At 63.0% G+C, this 19,954-nt stretch carries 14 protein-coding genes; 7 read left to right on the top strand and 7 right to left on the bottom strand.

Annotated elements, in window-relative coordinates; translation table 11 throughout:
- Window positions 1-106 precede the first annotated feature (106 nt).
- Entirely contained in the window at window positions 107-547 is a 441-nt protein-coding gene (locus tag PSH73_RS22175) for a hypothetical protein (RefSeq protein ID WP_057958408.1), read from the top strand.
- Here PSH73_RS22175 and PSH73_RS22170 read toward each other — a convergent pair.
- Together PSH73_RS22170 and cra are read right to left on the bottom strand one after the other, a co-directional pair.
- Entirely contained in the window at window positions 467-1,270 is an 804-nt protein-coding gene (locus PSH73_RS22170; protein WP_200659115.1) for a TatD family hydrolase, read from the bottom strand. The genes PSH73_RS22175 and PSH73_RS22170 overlap by 81 nt on opposite strands.
- 2 nt (window positions 1,271-1,272) lie before the next feature.
- Window positions 1,273-2,268: a catabolite repressor/activator gene (gene cra, locus PSH73_RS22165; protein WP_200659113.1), complete on the bottom strand. Its 996-nt coding sequence runs from the start codon at window positions 2,266-2,268 to the stop codon at window positions 1,273-1,275.
- A gap of 283 nt (window positions 2,269-2,551) precedes the next feature.
- Here cra and ptsP point away from each other — a divergent pair, with 283 nt between their 5' ends.
- The 4 genes from ptsP to PSH73_RS22145 all read left to right on the top strand — a co-directional run bounded on the left by ptsP (window position 2,552) and on the right by PSH73_RS22145 (window position 9,678).
- Entirely contained in the window at window positions 2,552-5,410 is a 2,859-nt protein-coding gene (gene ptsP, locus PSH73_RS22160) for a phosphoenolpyruvate--protein phosphotransferase (protein ID WP_169959779.1), read from the top strand.
- A complete protein-coding gene (gene pfkB / locus PSH73_RS22155) occupies window positions 5,411-6,352 on the top strand; it encodes a 1-phosphofructokinase (protein ID WP_305461368.1) in 942 nt (313 codons plus the stop codon).
- An 11-nt stretch (window positions 6,353-6,363) separates the two neighbouring features.
- Window positions 6,364-8,058, top strand: a complete 1,695-nt coding sequence (locus PSH73_RS22150; RefSeq protein WP_057958413.1) for a PTS fructose-like transporter subunit IIB — start codon at window positions 6,364-6,366, stop codon at window positions 8,056-8,058.
- Window positions 8,059-8,136: 78 nt separating this feature from the next.
- A complete protein-coding gene (locus PSH73_RS22145) occupies window positions 8,137-9,678 on the top strand; it encodes an alkaline phosphatase (RefSeq protein ID WP_057958414.1) in 1,542 nt (513 codons plus the stop codon).
- A 206-nt stretch (window positions 9,679-9,884) separates the two neighbouring features.
- Here PSH73_RS22145 and PSH73_RS22140 read toward each other — a convergent pair whose 3' ends face one another.
- Window positions 9,885-12,407, bottom strand: coding sequence for a sulfite reductase flavoprotein subunit alpha (locus tag PSH73_RS22140; RefSeq protein ID WP_305461365.1), 2,523 nt, complete (start codon window positions 12,405-12,407; stop codon window positions 9,885-9,887).
- Between the two features lie 136 nt (window positions 12,408-12,543).
- Window positions 12,544-14,838, bottom strand: a complete 2,295-nt coding sequence (locus PSH73_RS22135) for a TonB-dependent siderophore receptor (RefSeq protein WP_305461363.1) — start codon at window positions 14,836-14,838, stop codon at window positions 12,544-12,546.
- A gap of 216 nt (window positions 14,839-15,054) precedes the next feature.
- On the opposite strand from PSH73_RS22135, the gene PSH73_RS22130 reads away from it, so the two are divergent.
- The gene (locus PSH73_RS22130; RefSeq protein ID WP_057441033.1) at window positions 15,055-15,735 is read left to right on the top strand and encodes a Fe2+-dependent dioxygenase; all 681 of its coding nucleotides are present in this window, start codon (window positions 15,055-15,057) and stop codon (window positions 15,733-15,735) included.
- Between the two features lie 2 nt (window positions 15,736-15,737).
- The gene (locus tag PSH73_RS22125; RefSeq protein ID WP_057441031.1) at window positions 15,738-16,520 is read left to right on the top strand and encodes a tetratricopeptide repeat protein; all 783 of its coding nucleotides are present in this window, start codon (window positions 15,738-15,740) and stop codon (window positions 16,518-16,520) included.
- Here PSH73_RS22125 and PSH73_RS22120 read toward each other — a convergent pair.
- From PSH73_RS22120 to PSH73_RS22110, 3 genes are all read right to left on the bottom strand, one after another.
- On the bottom strand, window positions 16,511-17,674 hold the full coding sequence (locus PSH73_RS22120; protein ID WP_032861941.1) for a type III PLP-dependent enzyme: 1,164 nt from the start codon (window positions 17,672-17,674) through the stop codon (window positions 16,511-16,513). The genes PSH73_RS22125 and PSH73_RS22120 overlap by 10 nt on opposite strands.
- A gap of 467 nt (window positions 17,675-18,141) precedes the next feature.
- On the bottom strand, window positions 18,142-19,299 hold the full coding sequence (locus PSH73_RS22115; protein WP_120734155.1) for a betaine/proline/choline family ABC transporter ATP-binding protein: 1,158 nt from the start codon (window positions 19,297-19,299) through the stop codon (window positions 18,142-18,144).
- Window positions 19,296-19,949, bottom strand: coding sequence for an ABC transporter permease (locus PSH73_RS22110; protein WP_027604864.1), 654 nt, complete (start codon window positions 19,947-19,949; stop codon window positions 19,296-19,298). The genes PSH73_RS22115 and PSH73_RS22110 overlap by 4 nt, the downstream gene beginning before the upstream one ends.
- Window positions 19,950-19,954: the final 5 nt, after the last annotated feature.

Below are 19,954 nucleotides of genomic sequence, written 5' to 3'. Positions count from 1 at the left end.
CCTTTGCTATGTGGTGCATGTCCTGTTTTCCCGCGTGAGCTTTTTTTGCGCTGGGATTGGGTGAGAATTTGTTTCACCCCATCCAGCGCTTCCGGGAGGCAGGGCCATGACCGCGACAACTCCAGGCGTGAAAGGGCATTGCGCCCATTGCGATATCACCTTTGTGCTCAAGCCCTGGCAGCTCAATGCCATTGCACTCAACGAGCCCTTTGATTGCCCGTATTGCCACAAAGTCCTGCTGCTCAATTGCCCCAGGCAACTGCGTCAGTTGAAGTCCCTGGACAACCTGGCCCTGCTGCGCCCGAGCATGCTGGTGCTGACCTGCGTGGCCTTGTTGGTGGCCCTGGTGGTCGAGTGGGTCGGCTTGATCAGCAAGATCGGGCAATTGAATGTGTCGCTGGTGGCGATCCTGATTCACTTCCTGACCCTGCGCCACGCCCGCCACCGGCACCGCATGACCCTGACGCTAGAGGCGGTCAACCCCGTCATCGACGGGCCAGTGGAACACTTCGCAGGCGTTGCGGGTGCTCGCTTTGGCCAGCGCTGAAGGGCTGATGCCCATCAGTTCGGCCAGGGCGCTGCAGATGGCCGGCAGGTGTTGCGGGCTATTGCGTTGGCCGGGGTACATGGCGGGCGCCATGTCCGGCGAGTCGGTTTCCAACACCACTGATTCCAGCGGCAGTTGGGCGATGACCTTGTGCATGCGCAGGGCCTGAGGCCAGGTTGGCGCGCCGCCCAGGCCCAGCTTGAACCCCAGCTTGATGTATTCGCGGGCTTCTTCGCGGCTGCCGGCGAAGGCATGGATGATCCCGCCCCGGGGCAGGCGAATGCGCTTGAGGGTGGCGATAACGGCCGCATGGCTGCGCCGCACATGCAGCAGCGCCGGCAACTGGAAGTCCACGGCCAACTGCAACTGGGCTTCAAACAGGGATTGCTGGCGTTCGCGGTCCAGGTGCGCCAGGAAGTAGTCCAGGCCGATTTCACCCACGGCGCAGAGTTGGCGATGGCCCTTGAGGCGGGTCAGCCAGTCGCCCAACTCGATCAGGTCTGCGGGGCGATGCTCATCCAGGTATACCGGGTGCAGGCCGAAGGCCCCGTGCAGGTCCGGGTCCTGTTGTGCCAGGTCCCATAGCCGTTGCCAATTGCGCTGGTACACCCCTAGCACCACCATGCGCCGCACGCCGAGCTGGCGACTGTGCCTGAGCACCTCGTCGCGATCAGCGTCGAAGTCCTCGAAGTCGAGGTGGGTGTGGCTGTCGATCAGCTCCACGCCTACGCCTCGTGAATCCGCTGCTTGAAGGTCCGGCCAATGGCATGCACACCCGGTTGGTAGTGTTGCTCTTCAATCGCAGCGAGTGCCAGGCGCAGGGCCGTCTCGGCGATCAGCGCATGCTGCTGGGCCATGGCGTTGACCGGCAGCGGCAGGAAGTCCAGCAACTGGGTATCACCAAAAGTGCCCAGGCGCAGCGGCCGGGATTTGAGCGGGAAGTCATGCAGCGCGTCAAACACCCCTTGCAGCAGGACGTAGGAAGTCGTCACCAATGCATCGGGTAAATGCCCCAGGCGTTGCAGGAGTTCTTCCATCAACTGGCGACCGCAGTCGCGGCTGAAGGCTTCGCCGTGCTCGACCAGCACATCACCTTTGAAGTCTTCAAGCGCTTGCTGGAAACCCGCCGCGCGCTCCTGGCTGATGCTCAGCTCGGGGCGGGCACCGATCAGGACGATCTGCCGGGGCAGGGGTTGCAGCAGGCTGCTGGTCAATTGCTGGCAGGCCTGGCGGTCATCGCTGACCACCGAGCAGAACTGCTCGGCGTCCATCACCCGGTCGATGGCAATCACCGGCAGGCCCTTGGCTTGCAGCTCGCGATAGCTGTCATCGCTGGCGGGCAGGCAACTGGCGACGAACAGTGCATCGCAACGCCGCGCGCGGAACAGTTGCAGCAACTGGCGCTCGCTGTCGGCATCGTCATCGGAACTGGCGATCAGCAACTGATAGCCACGGGCCCGTGCGCCTTGTTCCAACAGCTTGGCGATCCGTGCATAACTGGGGTTTTCCAGGTCCGGCAGGATAAAGCCCAAGGTACGCGTGTGCCGGCTGCGCAAGCCGGCGGCCTGGGGGTTGGGGGTAAAGCCGTGCTCCTCGACCACCGCCCGCACCCGTTCCACGGTGGCGGTGCTGATCCGTTGCTGTGCGGCCTTGCCATTGATGACGTAGCTGGCGGTGGTCACGGACACACCGGCTAAGCGTGCAATATCACTGAGTTTCAAACCGGGATTTCCTTGTTTTTTAGAGCTTGCCCCGACATTTTGTCCAATCGTAACCGATTCCTGCACGCGACCATTGTCGCAACTCAAGCGCCGAGCGGTGCTTCAAGGATGCAGAATTACCCAGTAATCTGCCATAAATTCTAGATTAAACGTTTCAGCAGGCGTATTTTTACGATGATCGCTGCTGAGTGCCTACTGCCAATTGACCACTCAGTCAGTTATTTTTGCACGGTTTAATCAAAACAATACCTAGTGCGCACCCCGCACTAACTAGGAGAAAGGCATGCTTGAGCTCACCGTAGAGCAGATATCCATGGGCCAGGTGGCTGTGGATAAGTCTGCTGCCTTGCAACTGCTCGCCGAAAAACTGGTGGCCGATGGCCTGGTCGCCGAGGGTTACCTGAGCGGCCTGCAAGCCCGTGAAGCGCAAGGCTCGACCTTCCTTGGCCAAGGTATTGCGATCCCCCACGGCACTCCCGAAACCCGCGACCAGGTATTCGCCACCGGCGTGCGCCTGCTGCAATTTCCCCAAGGCGTGGATTGGGGCGATGGCCAGATCGTCTACCTGGCGATTGGCATCGCGGCCAAATCCGATGAACACCTGCGCCTGCTGCAACTGCTGACCCGCGCCCTCGGTGAAACCGACCTGGGCCAGGCGCTGTGCCGCGCCACCTCGGCCGACGCCTTGCTCAAACTGCTGCAGGGTGCGCCCCAGGAGCTGGCGCTGGATGCACAGATGATCGGCCTGGGCGTGTCCGCCGACGATTTTGAAGAACTGGTGTGGCGCGGCGCGCGCCTGTTGCGCCAGGCCGATTGCGTGAGCAATGGTTTTGCTGCCGTGTTGCAGCAAGTCGATGCATTACCCCTGGGTGATGGCCTGTGGTGGCTGCACAGTGAACAAACGGTCAAGCGCCCGGGCCTGGCCTTTGTCACCCCGGACAAACCCATGCGCTACCTCGGCCAGCCATTGAGCGGCCTGTTCTGCCTGGCCAGCCTCGGTGAGGCCCACCAGGCCCTGCTTGAGCGCCTGTGCGCCTTGCTGATTGAAGGGCGCGGCCAGGAACTGGGGCGCGCCACCAGCAGCCGGGCGGTCCTCGAAGTACTGGGTGGCGAACTGCCCGCCGACTGGCCCAGCGCACGCATTGCCCTGGCCAATGCCCACGGCCTGCATGCGCGGCCGGCCAAGGCCCTGGCGCAACTGGCGAAGGGCTTCGACGGCGAGATCCGCGTGCGGATCGTCGACGGGCAGGGCGGCGCGGTGTCGGTCAAGAGCTTGAGCAAGCTGCTCAGCCTCGGCGCCCGCCGTGGCCAGGTGCTGGAGTTTGTCGCCGAGCCGGCGATTGCCGACGATGCGCTGCCGGCGTTGCTGGCGGCTGTGCAAGCGGGGCTCGGTGAAGACGTCGAGCCGCTGCCGGCCGTCAGCGCGCGGGTTGAAGTCATCGAGGCCGAACCACCGCTCAGTGCGCCGCTCTCCGGCAGCCTGATTCAGGCAATCCCTGCGGCACCGGGGATCGCCATCGGTCCGGCCCATATCCAAGTGTTGCAGCCTTTCGATTATCCACTGCGGGGCGAGTCGGCCAGCGCCGAGCGCGAGCGCCTATCCGCTGCGCTGCGTGATGTGCGCCACGATATCCAGGGCTTGATCGAGCGCAGCACGTCCAAGGCGATCCGCGAGATTTTCATCACCCACCAGGAAATGCTCGACGACCCGGAACTGACCGACGAAGTCGACACCCGCCTCAAGCAAGGCGAAAGCGCCGAAGCGGCGTGGATGAGCGTGATCGAAGCGGCCGCCAAACAGCAGGAGTCCTTGCAGGACGCGCTGCTCGCCGAACGCGCCGCCGACCTTCGGGATATCGGCCGGCGGGTGCTGGCGCAACTGTGTGGCATCGACACCCCGCAGGAGCCCGACGAACCTTACATTCTGGTGATGGATGAGGTCGGCCCGTCGGATGTGGCGCGCCTCGACCCGACGCGCGTGGCGGGGATCCTCACCGCACGTGGGGGGGCCACCGCCCACAGTGCCATCGTCGCCCGCGCCCTGGGGATTCCCGCATTGGTTGGCGCGGGGCCGGCGGTCTTGCTGCTGGCCTCGGGCACGCCACTGTTGCTCGACGGCCAGCGTGGGCGCCTGCATGTGGATGCCGATGCCGGCACCTTGCAGCGCGCCACGCAGGAGCGCGACACCCGCGAACAACGCCTGCAGGCCGCCGCCGCCCAGCGCCATGAACCGGCCATGACCCGTGATGGGCATGCCGTGGAAGTGTTCGCCAATATCGGCGAAAGCGCAGGAGTGGCGGCGGCGGTCGAGCAGGGCGCCGAAGGCATTGGCCTGCTGCGTACCGAACTGATTTTCATGGCCCATTCCCAGGCCCCGGACGAAGCCACCCAGGAAGCCGAATACCGCCGGGTGCTCGACGGCCTGGCTGGGCGACCGCTGGTGGTGCGCACCCTGGATGTGGGCGGTGATAAACCCCTGCCTTACTGGCCGATTGCCAAAGAAGAAAACCCGTTCCTGGGTGTGCGCGGCATCCGCCTGACCCTGCAACGCCCGCAGATCATGGAAACCCAACTGCGTGCGCTGTTGCGTTCGGCGGACGGTCGCCCGCTGCGCATCATGTTTCCCATGGTCGGCAGCGTCGATGAGTGGCGCCAGGCCCGGGACATGACCGAGCGCCTGCGCGAGCAGATCCCGGTAGCGGACCTGCAACTGGGGATCATGATCGAAGTGCCTTCGGCGGCCTTGCTGGCGCCAGTACTGGCCAAGGAAGTGGACTTTTTCAGCATTGGCACCAATGACCTGACCCAGTACACCCTGGCCATCGACCGTGGGCATCCCACCCTGTCGGCCCAGGCTGACGGGCTGCACCCGGCGGTGCTGCAACTGATCGACATCACCGTGCGCGCCGCCCATGCCCATGGCAAATGGGTCGGGGTGTGCGGTGAGCTGGCGGCCGACCCGCTGGCCGTGCCGGTGCTGGTCGGCCTTGGCGTCGACGAGTTGAGCGTGTCGGCCCGCAGCATTCCCGAGGTCAAGGCCCGTGTCCGTGAATTCACCCTGAGCGAGGCCCAGACTCTCGCACAAAACGCCTTGGCCGTGGGCTCTCCCGCGCAAGTGCGCGCCCTTGTGGAGGCTGTGTAAATGGCAAGGATTCTAAGCCTGACGCTGAACCCGGCGTTGGACCTGACCGTACAACTGGCGCGCCTGGAGCCAGGGGCGGTCAATCGTAGCCAGGCCATGCTGACCCATGCGGCGGGCAAGGGCGTGAATGTCGCCCAGGTGTTGGCGGACCTTGGCCATCAAGTGACGGTTGGCGGATTCCTGGGGGCAGACAATCCCCAGGCGTTCGACGCGTTGATTGCCCGTCGGGGTTTTGTCGATGCGTTTATTCGTGTGCCGGGGGAAACCCGCAGCAATATTAAAATCGCTGAGCACGACGGCCGGGTGACCGATATCAACGCCCCGGGGCCACAGGTCAGCGCGCAGGCGCAAGAGGCGATGCTTGAGCAGTTGACGCGGATTGCCCCCGGCCATGATGTGGTGGTGGTCGCTGGCAGTCTGCCCCGTGGGGTCAGCCCGCAGTGGCTGTACGCCTTGTTGCAGCACCTGAAAACCCTGGGTCTCAAAGTCGCCCTGGACACCAGCGGCGAGGCTTTGCGTGCCGGGTTGCAGGCCGCTCCCTGGTTGATCAAGCCCAACACCGAAGAACTGGCCGATGCGCTGGATTGCTCAGCCGACACGCCTGCTCAACAGGCCCAGGCGGCCAAGCGCCTGCATGCGCAAGGTGTGGAGCATGTGGTGGTGTCCCAGGGTGCCGAGGGGGTCAATTGGTTCACTGCAAACGGCGCGTTCCATGCCACGCCGCCCCGCGTCACCGTCGCCAGTACGGTGGGCGCGGGTGACTCGTTGCTGGCCGGCATGCTCCACGGTCTGCTGGTACAGGACAGCGCACATACGACCCTGGCGCGGGCCACGGCCATCGCCGCCATGGCCGTCACACAGATCGGTTTCGGCATCAGCGATGACGCGCACCTGGCGCGCCTCGAAAGCGGCGTGCAAGTACGCCCGCTGACAGAACAATAAGAGGGTTTGTCATGAAGTTAGCCATTGTTACCGCCTGCCCCAACGGCATGGTCACCAGTGTGCTGTGCGCCCGCTTGCTGGACGCCGCCGCACAACGCCAGGGCTGGAGCACCAGCGTGGAAGTGGTGGACGTGAACCACCCCGAGCGCGCCCTTTCCCAGGCCACCCTCGACGCGGCCGAATGGGTGTTGCTGGTCGCCAGTACGCCCGTGGACATGCAGCGCTTTGTCGGCAAGCGCGTGTACCAGAGCACTCCGGCCCAGGCGTTACAGGACGTTGAAGCGGTGCTGCAACGGGGCGCGCAAGAGGCCCAGTTGTACGTTGCCAGCACCACAGTGCCGACGGTAAAAAACGTGCCGCGCATTGTCGCCATCACCGCCTGCCCCACCGGCGTGGCCCACACCTTTATGGCCGCCGAAGCGTTGCAGCAGGCCGCCAAGGCCAAGGGTTACGACCTGCAGGTAGAAACCCAGGGCTCGGTAGGCGCACGTACGCCCCTGAGCGAGCAAGCCATTCGCGACGCCGACGTGGTGCTGCTGGCCGCCGATATCGAAGTGGCCACCGAGCGCTTTGCCGGCAAGAAAATCTACCGCTGTGGCACTGGCATTGCGCTCAAGCAGTCCGCCGCGATCCTCGATAAAGCCCTGGCCGAAGGCCAGCAGGAAAGCGCCGCCAGCGGTACGACGGCCAAACCAGAGAAAACCGGGGTCTACAAACACCTGCTGACCGGCGTGTCATTCATGTTGCCGATGGTCGTGGCCGGGGGCTTGTTGATTGCCCTGTCCTTCGTCTTCGGTATTCACGCCTACGAAGAGCCCGGCACCCTGGCGGCGGCCCTCAAAGCGGTCGGCGACCATGCCTTCACCCTGATGGTGCCGCTGCTCGCCGGCTACATCGCCTATTCGATTGCCGACCGTCCGGGCCTCGCGCCGGGGATGATCGGCGGCCTGTTGGCCAGCACCCTGGGCGCAGGTTTTATCGGCGGGATCTTTGCCGGGTTCCTCGCCGGCTACAGCGTCAAGCTGATTACCCGCGCGGTGCCATTGCCGCAGAGCCTGGAGTCGCTCAAGCCGATCCTGATCATCCCGTTGCTGGCGAGCCTGATCACCGGCCTGGCGATGATCTACCTGATCGGCCCGCCGGTGGCGCAGATGCTAGTGGGCCTGACGGACTTCCTCAGCACCATGGGCACCACCAATGCGGTGCTGCTGGGCATCCTGCTGGGCGGGATGATGTGCGCCGACCTTGGCGGGCCGATCAACAAGGCGGCCTACGCGTTCTCCGTCGGCCTGCTGGCCTCCCAGAGCGGCGCACCGATGGCCGCCACCATGGCCGCGGGCATGGTGCCGCCGATTGGCATGGCAATCGCCACGTTCCTGGCCCGGCGCAAGTTCGCCCAGACCGAGCGCGAGGCCGGCAAGGCCGCGTTGATCCTGGGCATGTGCTTTATCTCCGAAGGCGCCATCCCGTTTGCCGCCAAGGACCCGCTACGGGTGATCCCGGCCAGCATCGCCGGCGGCGCATTGACCGGTGCCTTGTCGATGTACTTCGGCTGCAAGCTGATGGCACCCCACGGCGGGCTGTTTGTGATGCTGATCCCGAACACCATCAACCATGCGCTGTTGTACCTGTTGGCGATCGTCGCTGGCAGCGTGCTCACCGGCTTGGTGTATGCCGTGATCAAGCGCCCCGAGGCCGTCGCCTGAATGTAGGTGTCGGCGCCTGTCATCTGTGCTTCATCCGCCCATGCTTTAGTTTTCCTTTTGCTGTGCAGAGGGAAAGCCATGAGCCACTTCAACCCCGGCCGTCGCCGGGTGATTCAGGGTGTCGGCGCCGGCCTGCTGTTGCCGGGGCTGGCACCGGCGGTGATCGCGTCGGTCAAGGACCGGCCGCAGTTGACCGATGGCGTGCAGTCCGGCGACTTGCTGGGCGACCGCGCCATGATCTGGAGCCGCTGCGACCGCCCTGCACGGATGGTGGTCGAGTGGGATACCCGCAGCCTGTTCAGCAACCCGCGCCGATTCATCTCGCCTTTGGCCGACAGCCGCAGCGACTTCACCGCCCGCGTCGAGTTGACCGGGCTGCCCGCCGACCAGGCGATTTTCTACCGTGTGCAATTTGAGGACGCGCAGACCGGCGTGGCCAGCGAGCCCTGGTTCGGCCACTTGCGCAGCGTGCCGCAACAGCGCCGCGATATCCGCTTTGTGTGGAGCGGCGACACCGTCGGCCAGGGCTTCGGCATCAACCCGGACATCGGCGGCATGCGCATCTACGAAGCCATGCGTCTGCGCCTGCCGGATTTTTTTATCCACAGCGGCGACACCATCTACGCCGACGGCCCGGTGCCGGCGCAACTGACCACCGAAAGCGGGCGTATCTGGCGCAACCTCACCACCGAGGCCAAGAGCAAAGTCGCCGAAACCCTGGATGAATACCGTGGTAACTATCGCTACAACCTGATGGACGAAAACGTGCGCCGCTTCAATGCCCAGGTGCCGCAGATCTGGCAATGGGACGATCACGAAGTGGTCAACAACTGGTCGCCTGGCAAGCAACTGGACGAGCGTTACCAGACCAAGGACATCACCACCCTGGTGGGCCGCGCACGCCAGGCCTGGCTGGAATACGCGCCGATGCGCTTGCAGGGCGCCGACCAGGGCGGGCGCATCTACCGCAAGCTCAGCTACGGGCCGTTGCTCGATGTGTTTGTACTCGACATGCGCAGCTATCGTGAGGCCAACGATGACAACCTGGGCGCTGCCAAACCGTTTCTGGGGCGGGCGCAATTGGACTGGCTCAAGGGCGGACTCAAGGCATCGAAGGCGCAGTGGAAGGTGATTGCCGCCGACATGCCTATCGGCCTCGGCGTGCCCGACGGCGAAGTCAGCCCCGGTGTGCCGCGCTGGGAAGCGGTGGCCAACGGCGACCCTGGCGCGGCCCAGGGCCGTGAGCTGGAAATTGCCGAGTTACTCGGTTTCCTGCGCGCGCAACAGGTGCGCAACCATGTGTGGCTGACCGCCGATGTGCACTACTGCGCGGCGCACCACTACCACCCGGACCGGGCGGCGTTCCAGGATTTCGAGCCGTTCTGGGAGTTTGTCGCGGGGCCCTTGAATGCAGGGAGCTTCGGGCCCAATCCGCTGGATAAAACCTTTGGCCCGCAGGTGGTGTTTGAAAAAGCCCCACCGGCGCAAAACACGTCGCCGTTTGCCGGGTTCCAGTTTTTTGGCGAGGTGCAGATTGATGGGCAAACGGCGGAGCTGACGGTCACGTTGCGCGACCTGGATGGCGTGTCGGTATTCGAACAAAAACTCCAACCCACCTGACCTGAAATGCGCCCAAACCTGTGGGAGCGGGCTTGCCCGCGATTGCGATAGATCAGCCAGCCAATCGGTTACTGACAGACCGCCATCGCGGGCAAGCCCGCTCCCACATTTGGATGTGTGCGTGTCCAGAGATCGTAGACATCCCGCCGTTTGTGGGCTCCCAGTCTTCTTGATTTGGAGTGCTCCCACATTTTGATGGCTGTAGGTCAGTAGACATCCCGGCGGTAGCGGCCCTGTTCGATAAGGCGTTGCACCGCCTCGCTTCCCAGAACATCCACCAACACCTGATCCACCCCGGCCGCCATGCCCTGCAAACTCCCGCAGACATAAATCGCTGCGCCCTCGGCCAGCCATTTACGCAGTACATCGGCGGATTCGCGCAGGCGGTCCTGGACGTAGATTTTCTCGTCTTGATCCCGCGAAAACGCCAGGTCCAGCAACGCCAGGTCGCCACTGGCCAACCAGCCTTGCAGCTCGTCCTGGCAGTGGTAGTCATGGGCGATGTTGCGTTCGCCGAACAGCAACCAGTTGCGCTGCTGGCCATCGGCGATGCGCGCCTTGAGCAGGCTGCGCAAGCCGGCCAGGCCAGTGCCGTTGCCCAGCAGAATCATTGGCACAGGCTCCGTTGGCAGATGGAAGCCGCTGTTGCGCCGCAACCGCAGGCTGATCGCGGCACCCAGCGGCGCGTGCTCGGTCAGCCAGCCCGACCCCAGGCCCAGGCTGCCGTCAGGGTGGCGTTCCTGGCGCACGATCAGCTCCAGCACGCCGTCGCTGGCAATCGAGGCGATGGAGTATTCGCGCATGCCCACTGGCACCAGTGCCTCCACCAGGGCCTGGGCGTGCAGGCCGACCAGATGGGAGCGGTTGTCCGGCAATTGGCGGCTGGCCAGCACCTGTTCCAGGGGCCGCGCCAGGCCATCGACAAGCACTTCGTCCGTGCCGGCGATGCCCAGGCCATCGAGGAAATGCTCGACGGCCCACGGGCAATGGCGTGGCAGAATTTCCACCAGGTCGCCGGCCAGCCAGTCGCGCGGGGCGGGCGGGTTGAGGCCCAGCAGGTAGACACCCGTGCCGCTGCTGTCTGGGTTGAGCAGGGTACGCCGGCTCAGGGTCCAGCTTTCATAGTGGGCGCTGGCCCAGGCGGCCGGTGCATGGCCGGTGATCTGCCCCAGTTGGTGTTGCCAGTGCAGCAGGGCCTCCTGGTCGCCGCTGTCGACTTCGACCGGGGCGAACAACGCGTTGCCGCCCTGGTGGGTCAGCCAGAAGTGCAGGCGCCGGGCAAAGCCGCAGAAGTGCTGGTATTGGCGATCGCCCAGGGCCAGCACCGAGTAGTTCAGGCCCTGGAGAGAAAGGTCGCGCCCCAGCACGCTGCGTTCGAAGCCGCGCGCGCTGTCCGGTGCTTCGCCATCGCCGAAGGTACTGACCACAAACAGTGCGTGTTCCGACTGGCGCAAGTCCTCTTCGCTGACGCTGCCCAAGGGCTGGACCTTCACCGGCAACCCGGCGGCCTGCAACTGGCCGGCGGTCTGCCAGGCCAGTTGCTCGGCAAACCCGCTCTGGCTGGCGAAACCGATCAGCCAGGCCGGTGCATCGCTGTGGTTCTCGCCCAGGCCTTTACGGGCATCGCGCACCTGGCGCTTTTTGCGGCGGCGGTCCAGGTACAGCAACCAGCCGGTAATAAAGAACAGCGGCATGCACAGTGCAGTGACGGTAAGAATGATCCGCCCCACCAGGCCGAAATAACTGCCCACATGCAGGGCATAGATGCTGGTCAGCAGCTGCGCCTTGAGGCTTTTGTCGCCATAGCGCTCGACGCTTTTGACGACGCCTGTGGCCGGGTCGAGGTTGATCTGGTTCAGCGCGCGGTCATGGGGCGAGCTCTGCAACAGGTAGTAGACCGTGGCCGGTTGCCCGGCGACAGGTGGCATACGGATGTTGTAGGCGCTCAAGCCCGGGCCGGCAGTGCTGTAGATGCTGCTCCAGATTGCCTCGTAATTGGCGATGGGCGCCGGGCCCGCAGGCGCCGGGCCGCGATTGCGCACCCGCTCGTTCTGCGGTGCATCGGACAGCAGCCGGGTCAGGCCTTTGTTGTACCACTCGTAGGACCAGGACAGCCCGGTAAGCGCGGCCAACAGATAGAACAGCAGGCACCAGGTGCCGAACACCGAGTGCAGGTCCCAGTTGAAGCTGCGGCCTTTCTTGCGCCAGTCCAGGGTCAGCCAGGCACGCCAGCTCGCCACCTGGCGCGGCCAGCGCAGGTACAGGCCGGAAAGGCAGAAGAAAATCAGAATCAGCGTACAGGCGCCGGTGATTTGCCGGCCGGTGTCACCCATGGCGAGGAAGCGGTGCAGTTGCAGCATCAGGCCGAAAAAGTCCTGGCCGACGGCGTCGCCCAGGTAGTCGCCGGTGTACGGGTCGAAGTAGCGCATCTGCCCCCGGCGCTCGCCCGGTGGCGGGGTGAAGAACACGCGGGCAGCGTTGCCGCTTTCGCTTTCTACCCACAGCATGGACACGGCCTTGCCTTCGGTGGCTTCGAGTTTGCGTACCAGTTCAGCGGGCGGCAGCACCCCGGCGGGTTGTTTTTGCACGGTCAGTACCGTGGGGTTGAGCGCCCGCAGGATTTCATCCTGGAACGAGTACGCGGCCCCGGTAATCCCCATCAATGCCAACACCAGCCCGGCGGTAATGCCGAAAAACCAGTGCAACTGGAACAGGGTTTTCTTCAACACGTCGGACGGCCTCGCTGAGCTGGATATGATTTTTACGGCGCGCATTATGCCGTGGGTGGTCGAGAAACTTTCTTTTTTACAGACGAAAGCCCCGGGCAGCCAATGCGCGGGGCTTTTGCATGAAACGTCTAGCGCCTTAGAAGTGGAAGCTGGTGGTCAACAGCGCGGTACGACCGGCTGCCTGGTTGGCGAAGTGCGCGCCATAGGCCTTGTCGTAGTAGGTCTTGTCGGTCAGGTTTTGCACGTTCAATTGCAGGTCGACGTTTTTGGTCAGCTTGTAACTGGCCATGGCGTCGTAGCGGGTGTAGGACGGCACGTAGACGGTGTTGGCCGGGTCGCCGTAGACGTCGTCCACATAGAACGCGCCGCCACCGACGGTCAGTTTCGAGGTGATGTCATAGGTGGTCCACAGGCTGAAGGAGTGCTTCGGCGTGTTGGGCATTTCGTTGCCTTTGTTGGAGCCCGCAGTCACCACGCCTTGGCGGTTGCCGTTTTTGCCTGGGTCCACCAGCTCGCTTTTCAGGTAGCTGTAGCCGGCGAATACCTGCCACTGCTCGGTGAGCTTGCCGCTGGCGGAAAGCTCCAGGCCATCGACCCGGGATTCGCCGGCATTTTCATAGGTGTTGGAGTTCACCAGGATGCGCGCGTTTTTCTTCTCGGTGCGGAACAGGGCAGCGGTCAGGGACAGGCGGTCGTGGAACAGATCCCACTTGGTGCCCAGCTCGTAGTTGACGGTTTCTTCCGGCTTCATGTCGCTGGTGTTGATGCCGGTTGGGATGGCGTTGGAGTCGACACCTTCACCCACCAGGCCGCCAGCGGGCGAGGCCGAAGTGGCATAGGAGGTGTAGATGCTGCCGTTTTCCATCGGCTTCCAGACCAGGCCGGCCTGCCAGTTGAAGAACTGGCTGTCGTCTTTGAGCTTGGTACGGCCGGTGGCTGCGTTGGTGTTGGCGACGGTGTCGAAGGTGTCATAACGCAGGCCAACGTTCAGCAGCCACTGTGGATCGAGCTCGATGGTGTCGAACACGTACGCGGCGCGGCTGGTGGCCTTGGTGTTGGTGCCCATGTAGTTGCGGGCGACGCTGCCGGTCCAGGCATCGTTTGGGTTCGGGTTGCCCAGCGAGGTGCATTGGCCGCCGCTGTTGCCGACCTTGCCAGGTGTGCAGCCGCCGGTAGGGTTGCTGTTAGGGCTGACGGTGTAACCGCTGACACGGGTTTCTTCCCCGGTAAATTCCAGGCCGGTGGAGTAGCTGTGCTTGAAGCCCAGGGCCTGGAAGCTGCCAAACAGATCGGTCTGGTTGGTGGTGGTCGTGGTGGTCGACACACGGCTATTGGCCCGGCGCCAGACGGTGCCGAACTGGTTGACGTTGAGTTTGCTGTCGTCCGGCTGAGTGAGGACGTAATCCTGACCCGTACTGCCATGACGCAGGGTGTTCTTGATCGTCATGTTGTCGTTCAGATCGTGCTCGATGGAGAACGTACTGATATCGGCGCGGGTCTTGCGGAAGTCGCGATCCTTGAGGCCGTAGAAGTTGCTGCTGTCGCCGCCGTCGGTAGGCTTGTCGTGACCATGGGCGGTGGCTGCGGCGGAGCTATAGCCATAAGGAATACCCGAATCCGGCAGGTCGTTGCTTTCCATATGGTAGTAGCTGAGGTTGACGCGGGTCGGGGTGCCCAGGCCAAAGGTCAGCGACGGTGCCACGCCCCAACGGTCGTAGTTGACTGCGTCGCGGCCGGCCACGTTCTGTTCGTGGCTCATCAGGTTCAGGCGGAACGCGGCGCTGTCGAGGAACTGGCGGTTGACGTCGAGGGCATAGCGACGGGTCTGGTCGGAGCCGTAGGTAAAACCGCCGTTGAGGAAGTCCCGTGCTTGTGGGGTTTTGCTCACCAGGTTGAGGCTGCCACCGGCCGAGCCACGGCCACCGAACGAGGAGTTGGGGCCCTTGCTGACTTCGATGGACTCGATATCGAAAATTTCCCGGCTCTGGCCGCCGGTGTCACGCACGCCGTCCAGGTAGGTGTCGCCCTGGGCATCGAAGCCGCGGATGAACGGGCGGTCGCCCTGGGGGTTGCCGCCTTCGCCAGCACCAAAGGTAATGCCCGGCACGGTACGCAAAGCGTCCTGCAGCGAGGTGGCGGCAGTGTCCTTGAGTACCTGCGCCGGTACCACGGTGACGGAGCGCGGGGTGTCGACCAGCGGCGCGGTGTATTTCTGCGAAGAGGCGTTTTCGGTCTGGTAGGAGGTCGCGTCCTGTTCCTGGCCGGTGATGCTGGTGGCTCCCAGGGAAATGCTGTTGCGCTCGCCTTTTTGTTCGGTCTCTTCGGCCGCTTGCGCCATGTGGGCCACGGAGCTGGCGCTGATGGCCACGCCAATGGCCGAGGCCAGCAAGCGCGGTGAACTGTTTGGTGTTTTTGTAATGTGGCGCGACATGAAATTCCCTACCCCAAGGATGTTAGGGCGCGAAATATATTGTAAACAATTATGCATAGCAATTGAGAGGCATTGCTATTTGCATTCTATTTACAAAATTTACACTTCGGGAGTTACGGTTTTTGCGGGCTCATACGTCTGCCCGTCGGATCAGGGTTTTACAGCGCCAATAGTAATCAATACCATTGGCGCCCCTCTGCTCTCAGGTAACGCCCCATGCTGCTGCATATTCCCGGCCTGTTCTCCCGCGACGAGGTATTGCGCATCCGCGAAGCCCTGGAGCAGGCGGACTGGGCTGACGGCAAGATCACCGCCGGTCATCAGTCGGCCAAGGCCAAGCACAATCTGCAATTGCCGGAGGGCCATCCACTGGCCAAGGAAATCGGCGCGGCCATGCTCGAGCGCCTGTGGCAAAACCCGCAGTTCATGTCGGCGGCGCTGCCGCATAAAGTCTTCCCGCCCCTGCTCAATTGCTACACCGCCGGCGGCAGCTTCGACTTCCATATTGATAACGCCGTACGCCAGCCCAAGGGCAGCCACGAGCGGGTACGCACTGACCTGTCCTCTACGCTGTTTTTCAGCGACCCGGATGAATACGACGGCGGCGAACTGGAGATCCAGGACACCTTCGGCCTACAGCGGGTCAAGTTGCCGGCCGGCGACATGGTGTTGTACCCAGGCTCCAGCCTGCACAAGGTCAATGCCGTGACCCGGGGCGCGCGCTATGCCGCGTTTTTCTGGACCCAAAGCCTGGTGCGCGAAGACAGCCAGCGTACGTTGCTGTTCGAAATGGACGGTGCGATCCAGCAACTGAGCCGTGACGTACCGGACCACCCGGCGCTGATCCAGCTCACCGGCACCTATCACAACCTGTTGCGTCGCTGGGTCGAGGTCTGAGCATGGCTTTTCACTTGCGCCGCGAAGAACGCCTCGACGGCGAACAACTGCGGGCCATGCTCGACGAATCACCGGCCCGCGCGGCCCAGGCGATCCTGATGGCGGCGAAGGAGGGCGTGCTCGATGCCCAGGCGCTACTGGGGCAAATCCTCCTGGAAGGGCGCGGGATCGAGCGCGATGAAGCACTGGCCCTGCGCTGGTTCCGGATTGCCGCCCAGGGCGGCCACTTGATGGCCCGCAATATGGTGGGGCGCTGCCTGGAGCATGGTTGGGGTTGCGCCGCCAATGAGCGGGCGGCTGCCGGGGAGTACCGCCAGGCGGCAGAAGCCGGGTTGGATTGGGGGCTGTACAACTACGCCAACCTGCTGGCCACCGGGCGCGGGGTGACGCAAGACCAGCAGCAGGCACTGGCCTGCTATCGCCAGGCTGCCGAACGGGGGCATGCCAAGTCGATGAACCTGTTGGGGCGTTACCTGGAAGAAGGGCAGTTCTGTGCGCAAGACGTGCCCGCAGCGCTTGAGTGGTATCGCCGCTCGGCGCAAGGTGGGGATTTTCGCGGGCAGTTCAGTTATGCGGCCATGCTGGCTGAGCATGGGCAGATCGAAGCGGCGCTGGAGTGGTTGCACAAGGCACTGGAGGGCGGGAATCTGAAGTTCTTGCGGGTGGCCCATAAAGCGCTGGCAGCGGCCAATGATCCGCAGATTCGCGCCATGGCCGATGCCTACCAACAACGCGCAGAGGAGTTGCAGGAGCCGGCAAGCCGGCTCCTACGGGATCAGACGTAGAAGGATTTCAGCGGCGGGAAACCGTTGAATTCAACTGCGCTATAGCTGGTGGTGTACGCACCCGTCGACAGCCAGTACAGGCGGTCACCAATGGCCAGGTTCAGAGGCAGGCCGTACTTGTAGTTTTCGTACATGATATCGGCGCTGTCGCAGGTAGGACCGGCGATCACCACTTCTTCCATCTCGCCCTTTTTCTCGGTCCAGATCGGGAACTTGATGGCTTCGTCCATGGTTTCGATCAGGCCCGAGAACTTGCCCACATCCGTGTACACCCAACGCTCGACGGCGGTGCGGGATTTACGGGCGACCAACACCACTTCACTGACCAGGATCCCGGCGTTGGCGATCAACGAACGGCCTGGTTCCAGGATGATTTCCGGCAGCTCGTCACCGAAGTCTTCCTTGAGGAAGCGGATGATTTCCTCGGCGTAGGTTTCCAGGCTGTTGGTGCGGGTGATGTAGTTGGCCGGGAAGCCACCGCCCATGTTGATCAGCTTGAGGTGGATGCCGTCCTCTTCTTTCAAACGCTCGAAGATCACTTTGACCTTGGCAATGGCGGCGTCCCACACGCTGATATCACGCTGCTGCGAACCCACGTGGAACGAGATGCCGTAAGGCACCAGGCCCAAATCGCGGGCGAGGATCAGCAGGTCCATGGCCATGTCGGTCTGGCAGCCGAATTTGCGCGACAAAGGCCAGTCAGCCGTGGTCGAGCCTTCGGTGAGGATACGCACATAGACTTTCGAGCCCGGCGCGGCCTTGGCGATGTTGCGCAGGTCGGCTTCGGAGTCGGTGGAGAACAGGCGCACGCCCTTCTCGTAGAAGTAGCGGATGTCCTTGGATTTCTTGATGGTGTTGCCGTAGCTGATACGGTCGGCGCTGACGCCGCGGTCCATGACCTTGTCCAGCTCGTAGATCGAGGCGATGTCGAAGCTCGAACCCTTGTCTTTCAACAGGTCGATGATCTCGACAGCCGGGTTGGCCTTGACGGCGTAGTACACCTTGGCGAATTCGAAACCGGCGCGCAGGTCATCGTAGGCCTGGCTGATCATCGCGGTGTCGATCACCACGAACGGGGTTTCTTGCTTGTCGGCGAACGCCTTCATTTTGTCAAAAGTGGCGCGCGCGAAATAATCTTCGACGTTGATCGACATGCTGGGAACTCCTAAGGGCAAACTGAAATTAACAATGGGTGCAAATGAACGTCCTCCGTATCCCCACTTTGGTTCGCCTACTTCCCAAGGCATGTCGCCGAAAGCAAAAAGGCCATGGGATAAGCTTCCCTTGGCCTTGCTGTCTCGTCGTCAGTACTTGAGCCGGATGGATCGTTTCCAGCATGGACGTTCGGCGCGAACTTTAGGGCGTGAGGGGCTTGAGATCAACTAAAAATGTCGCGTTTTTGCACGCGTTCGTCGCGTGACCCAGTTCAGCTACTTATGTAACCGACCGGTGTGACGGATTGATGTTCCCCAATGAGGAGGAATCAGGCTATTTCCTGACACCCAGCAGAACTAAATGCGGGAGCGGGCTTGCTCGCGAAGGCGGTGGGTCAGCACCCATTCAGTGACTGACACACCGCTTTCGCGAGCAAGCCCGCTCCCACAATTTTGACCGAGTGGTCTCAGGCCAGTGCGGTCTCGGCAGGCGACACAATACTGGTCTTGCCCCCACGGGACTTACCAGAGCTCAGGTACTCGGCAATCGACTCCTGGGTCACTTCACCCAAAAACACCCGCTCGGCATCCATCACCGGCAGCCACGAGCGGTTGAACTCGTACATGCGCGACAACAGGATGCGCAAGTGCTCGTCAAACGCCGCCGTGGCGTTGAACTCGCGCAGGTATTGGGCGCAGGTACCCGTCTGACGATGCAGGTCGCGACGTCGTACATAACCCAGCGCCTTGTTCTCGGCGCAGGTGACCACCACATAGCGGCGGTCATGCTCGTCCATCAGCTCCAGGGCATCGGCCACCGGGGTTTGCGGGCTGACCGACGGGGCGTTGTCCGCCGCGTCTTCGGCCTTGACCAGCAGCAGGCGCTTGAGGGTGCTGTCCTGGCCGACAAAGTTGCTGACAAACTCGTCGGCAGGATGGGCCAGGAGAGTGTCCGGGTGGTCGATCTGCAACAACTTGCCGGCGCGGAAGATGGCGATTTTGTCGCCCAGCTTGATCGCCTCGTCGATGTCATGGCTGACCATGATCACCGTCTTGTTCAGCGCGCGTTGCATCTCGAAGAACTCGTTCTGGATCATCTCGCGGTTGATTGGGTCGACCGCGCCGAACGGCTCATCCATCAGCAGCAACGGCGCGTCGGCCGCCAGGGCGCGGATCACGCCGATGCGCTGTTGCTGGCCACCGGACAGCTCGCGCGGGTAGCGGTGCAGATACTGCTTGGGTTCGAGCTTGATCATGCTCATCAACTCGCGGGCGCGGTCGTGGCATTTCTGCTTGTCCCAGCCCAGCAGCTTGGGCACGACCACGATGTTTTCCTCGATGGTCATGTTGGGAAACAGGCCGATCTGCTGGATCACGTAGCCGATATTGCGGCGCAGGGTCACTTCATCGAGGTCGGTGGTGTCTTCGCCGTTGATCAGGATCTTGCCCGAGGAGGGCTTGATCAGGCGGTTGATCATCTTCAGCGTGGTGCTCTTGCCGCAGCCCGAGGGACCGAGGAACACGCAAATCTCGCCTTCATTGACAGTCAGGCTCACGTCGTTAACGGCGGTGACAGTCTTGCCGTTGCTTTGGAATGTCTTGGACAGGTTTTGAAGTTCGATCATTTGAGCAATCCTTTTGGAGTCAGCGAGCGTTGCAGCCATTGCAGAAGCAGGTCGGCGAAGATGGCCAGGAGACTGACCAGCACGGCGCCAACGATCAGCATCGACATGTCGCTGCGGCTGATGGAAGCCAGAATAAGTACACCCAGGCCACCGGCGCCGATGGTGGCGGCAATGGTCATCACACCGATGTTCATCACCACGGCGGTGCGCACCCCGGCGAGGATCACCGGCACGGCAATCGGCAGCTCGACCATGCGCAGGCGCTGGCCGAAGGTCATGCCGATGCCTTTGGCGGCTTCGCGGATGCCCGGCTCGACGCCGGTCAGGGCCAGGTAGGTGTTACGCATGATCGGCAGCAGGGAGTAGAGGAATACGGCGGTGATCGCCGGCATCGGCCCCAGGCCCTGGCCAAATTTGGAGTAGAACGGCAGCAGCAGGCCGAACAGGGCAATCGATGGCACCGTCAGCAGCACCGTGGCACTGGCTTGCAACGGGCCGGCCAGGGTCGGGAAGCGGGTCATCAGCACGCCCAGGGGCACGCCTACGACGATCGCGAGGATCACGGCGATCCCGACCAGGGTGATGTGCTGCCAGGTCAGGTGCAGGACTTGGGCCCAATCAAGATGGGAAAAGGCGTTCAGAAATTCCATGTCTT

It is taken from the genome of Pseudomonas sp. FP2294 (genome assembly GCF_030687625.1).
Taxonomy (GTDB): Bacteria; Pseudomonadota; Gammaproteobacteria; order Pseudomonadales; family Pseudomonadaceae; genus Aquipseudomonas; species Aquipseudomonas shahriarae.
This window is presented reverse-complemented; position numbering and strand designations above follow the sequence as displayed.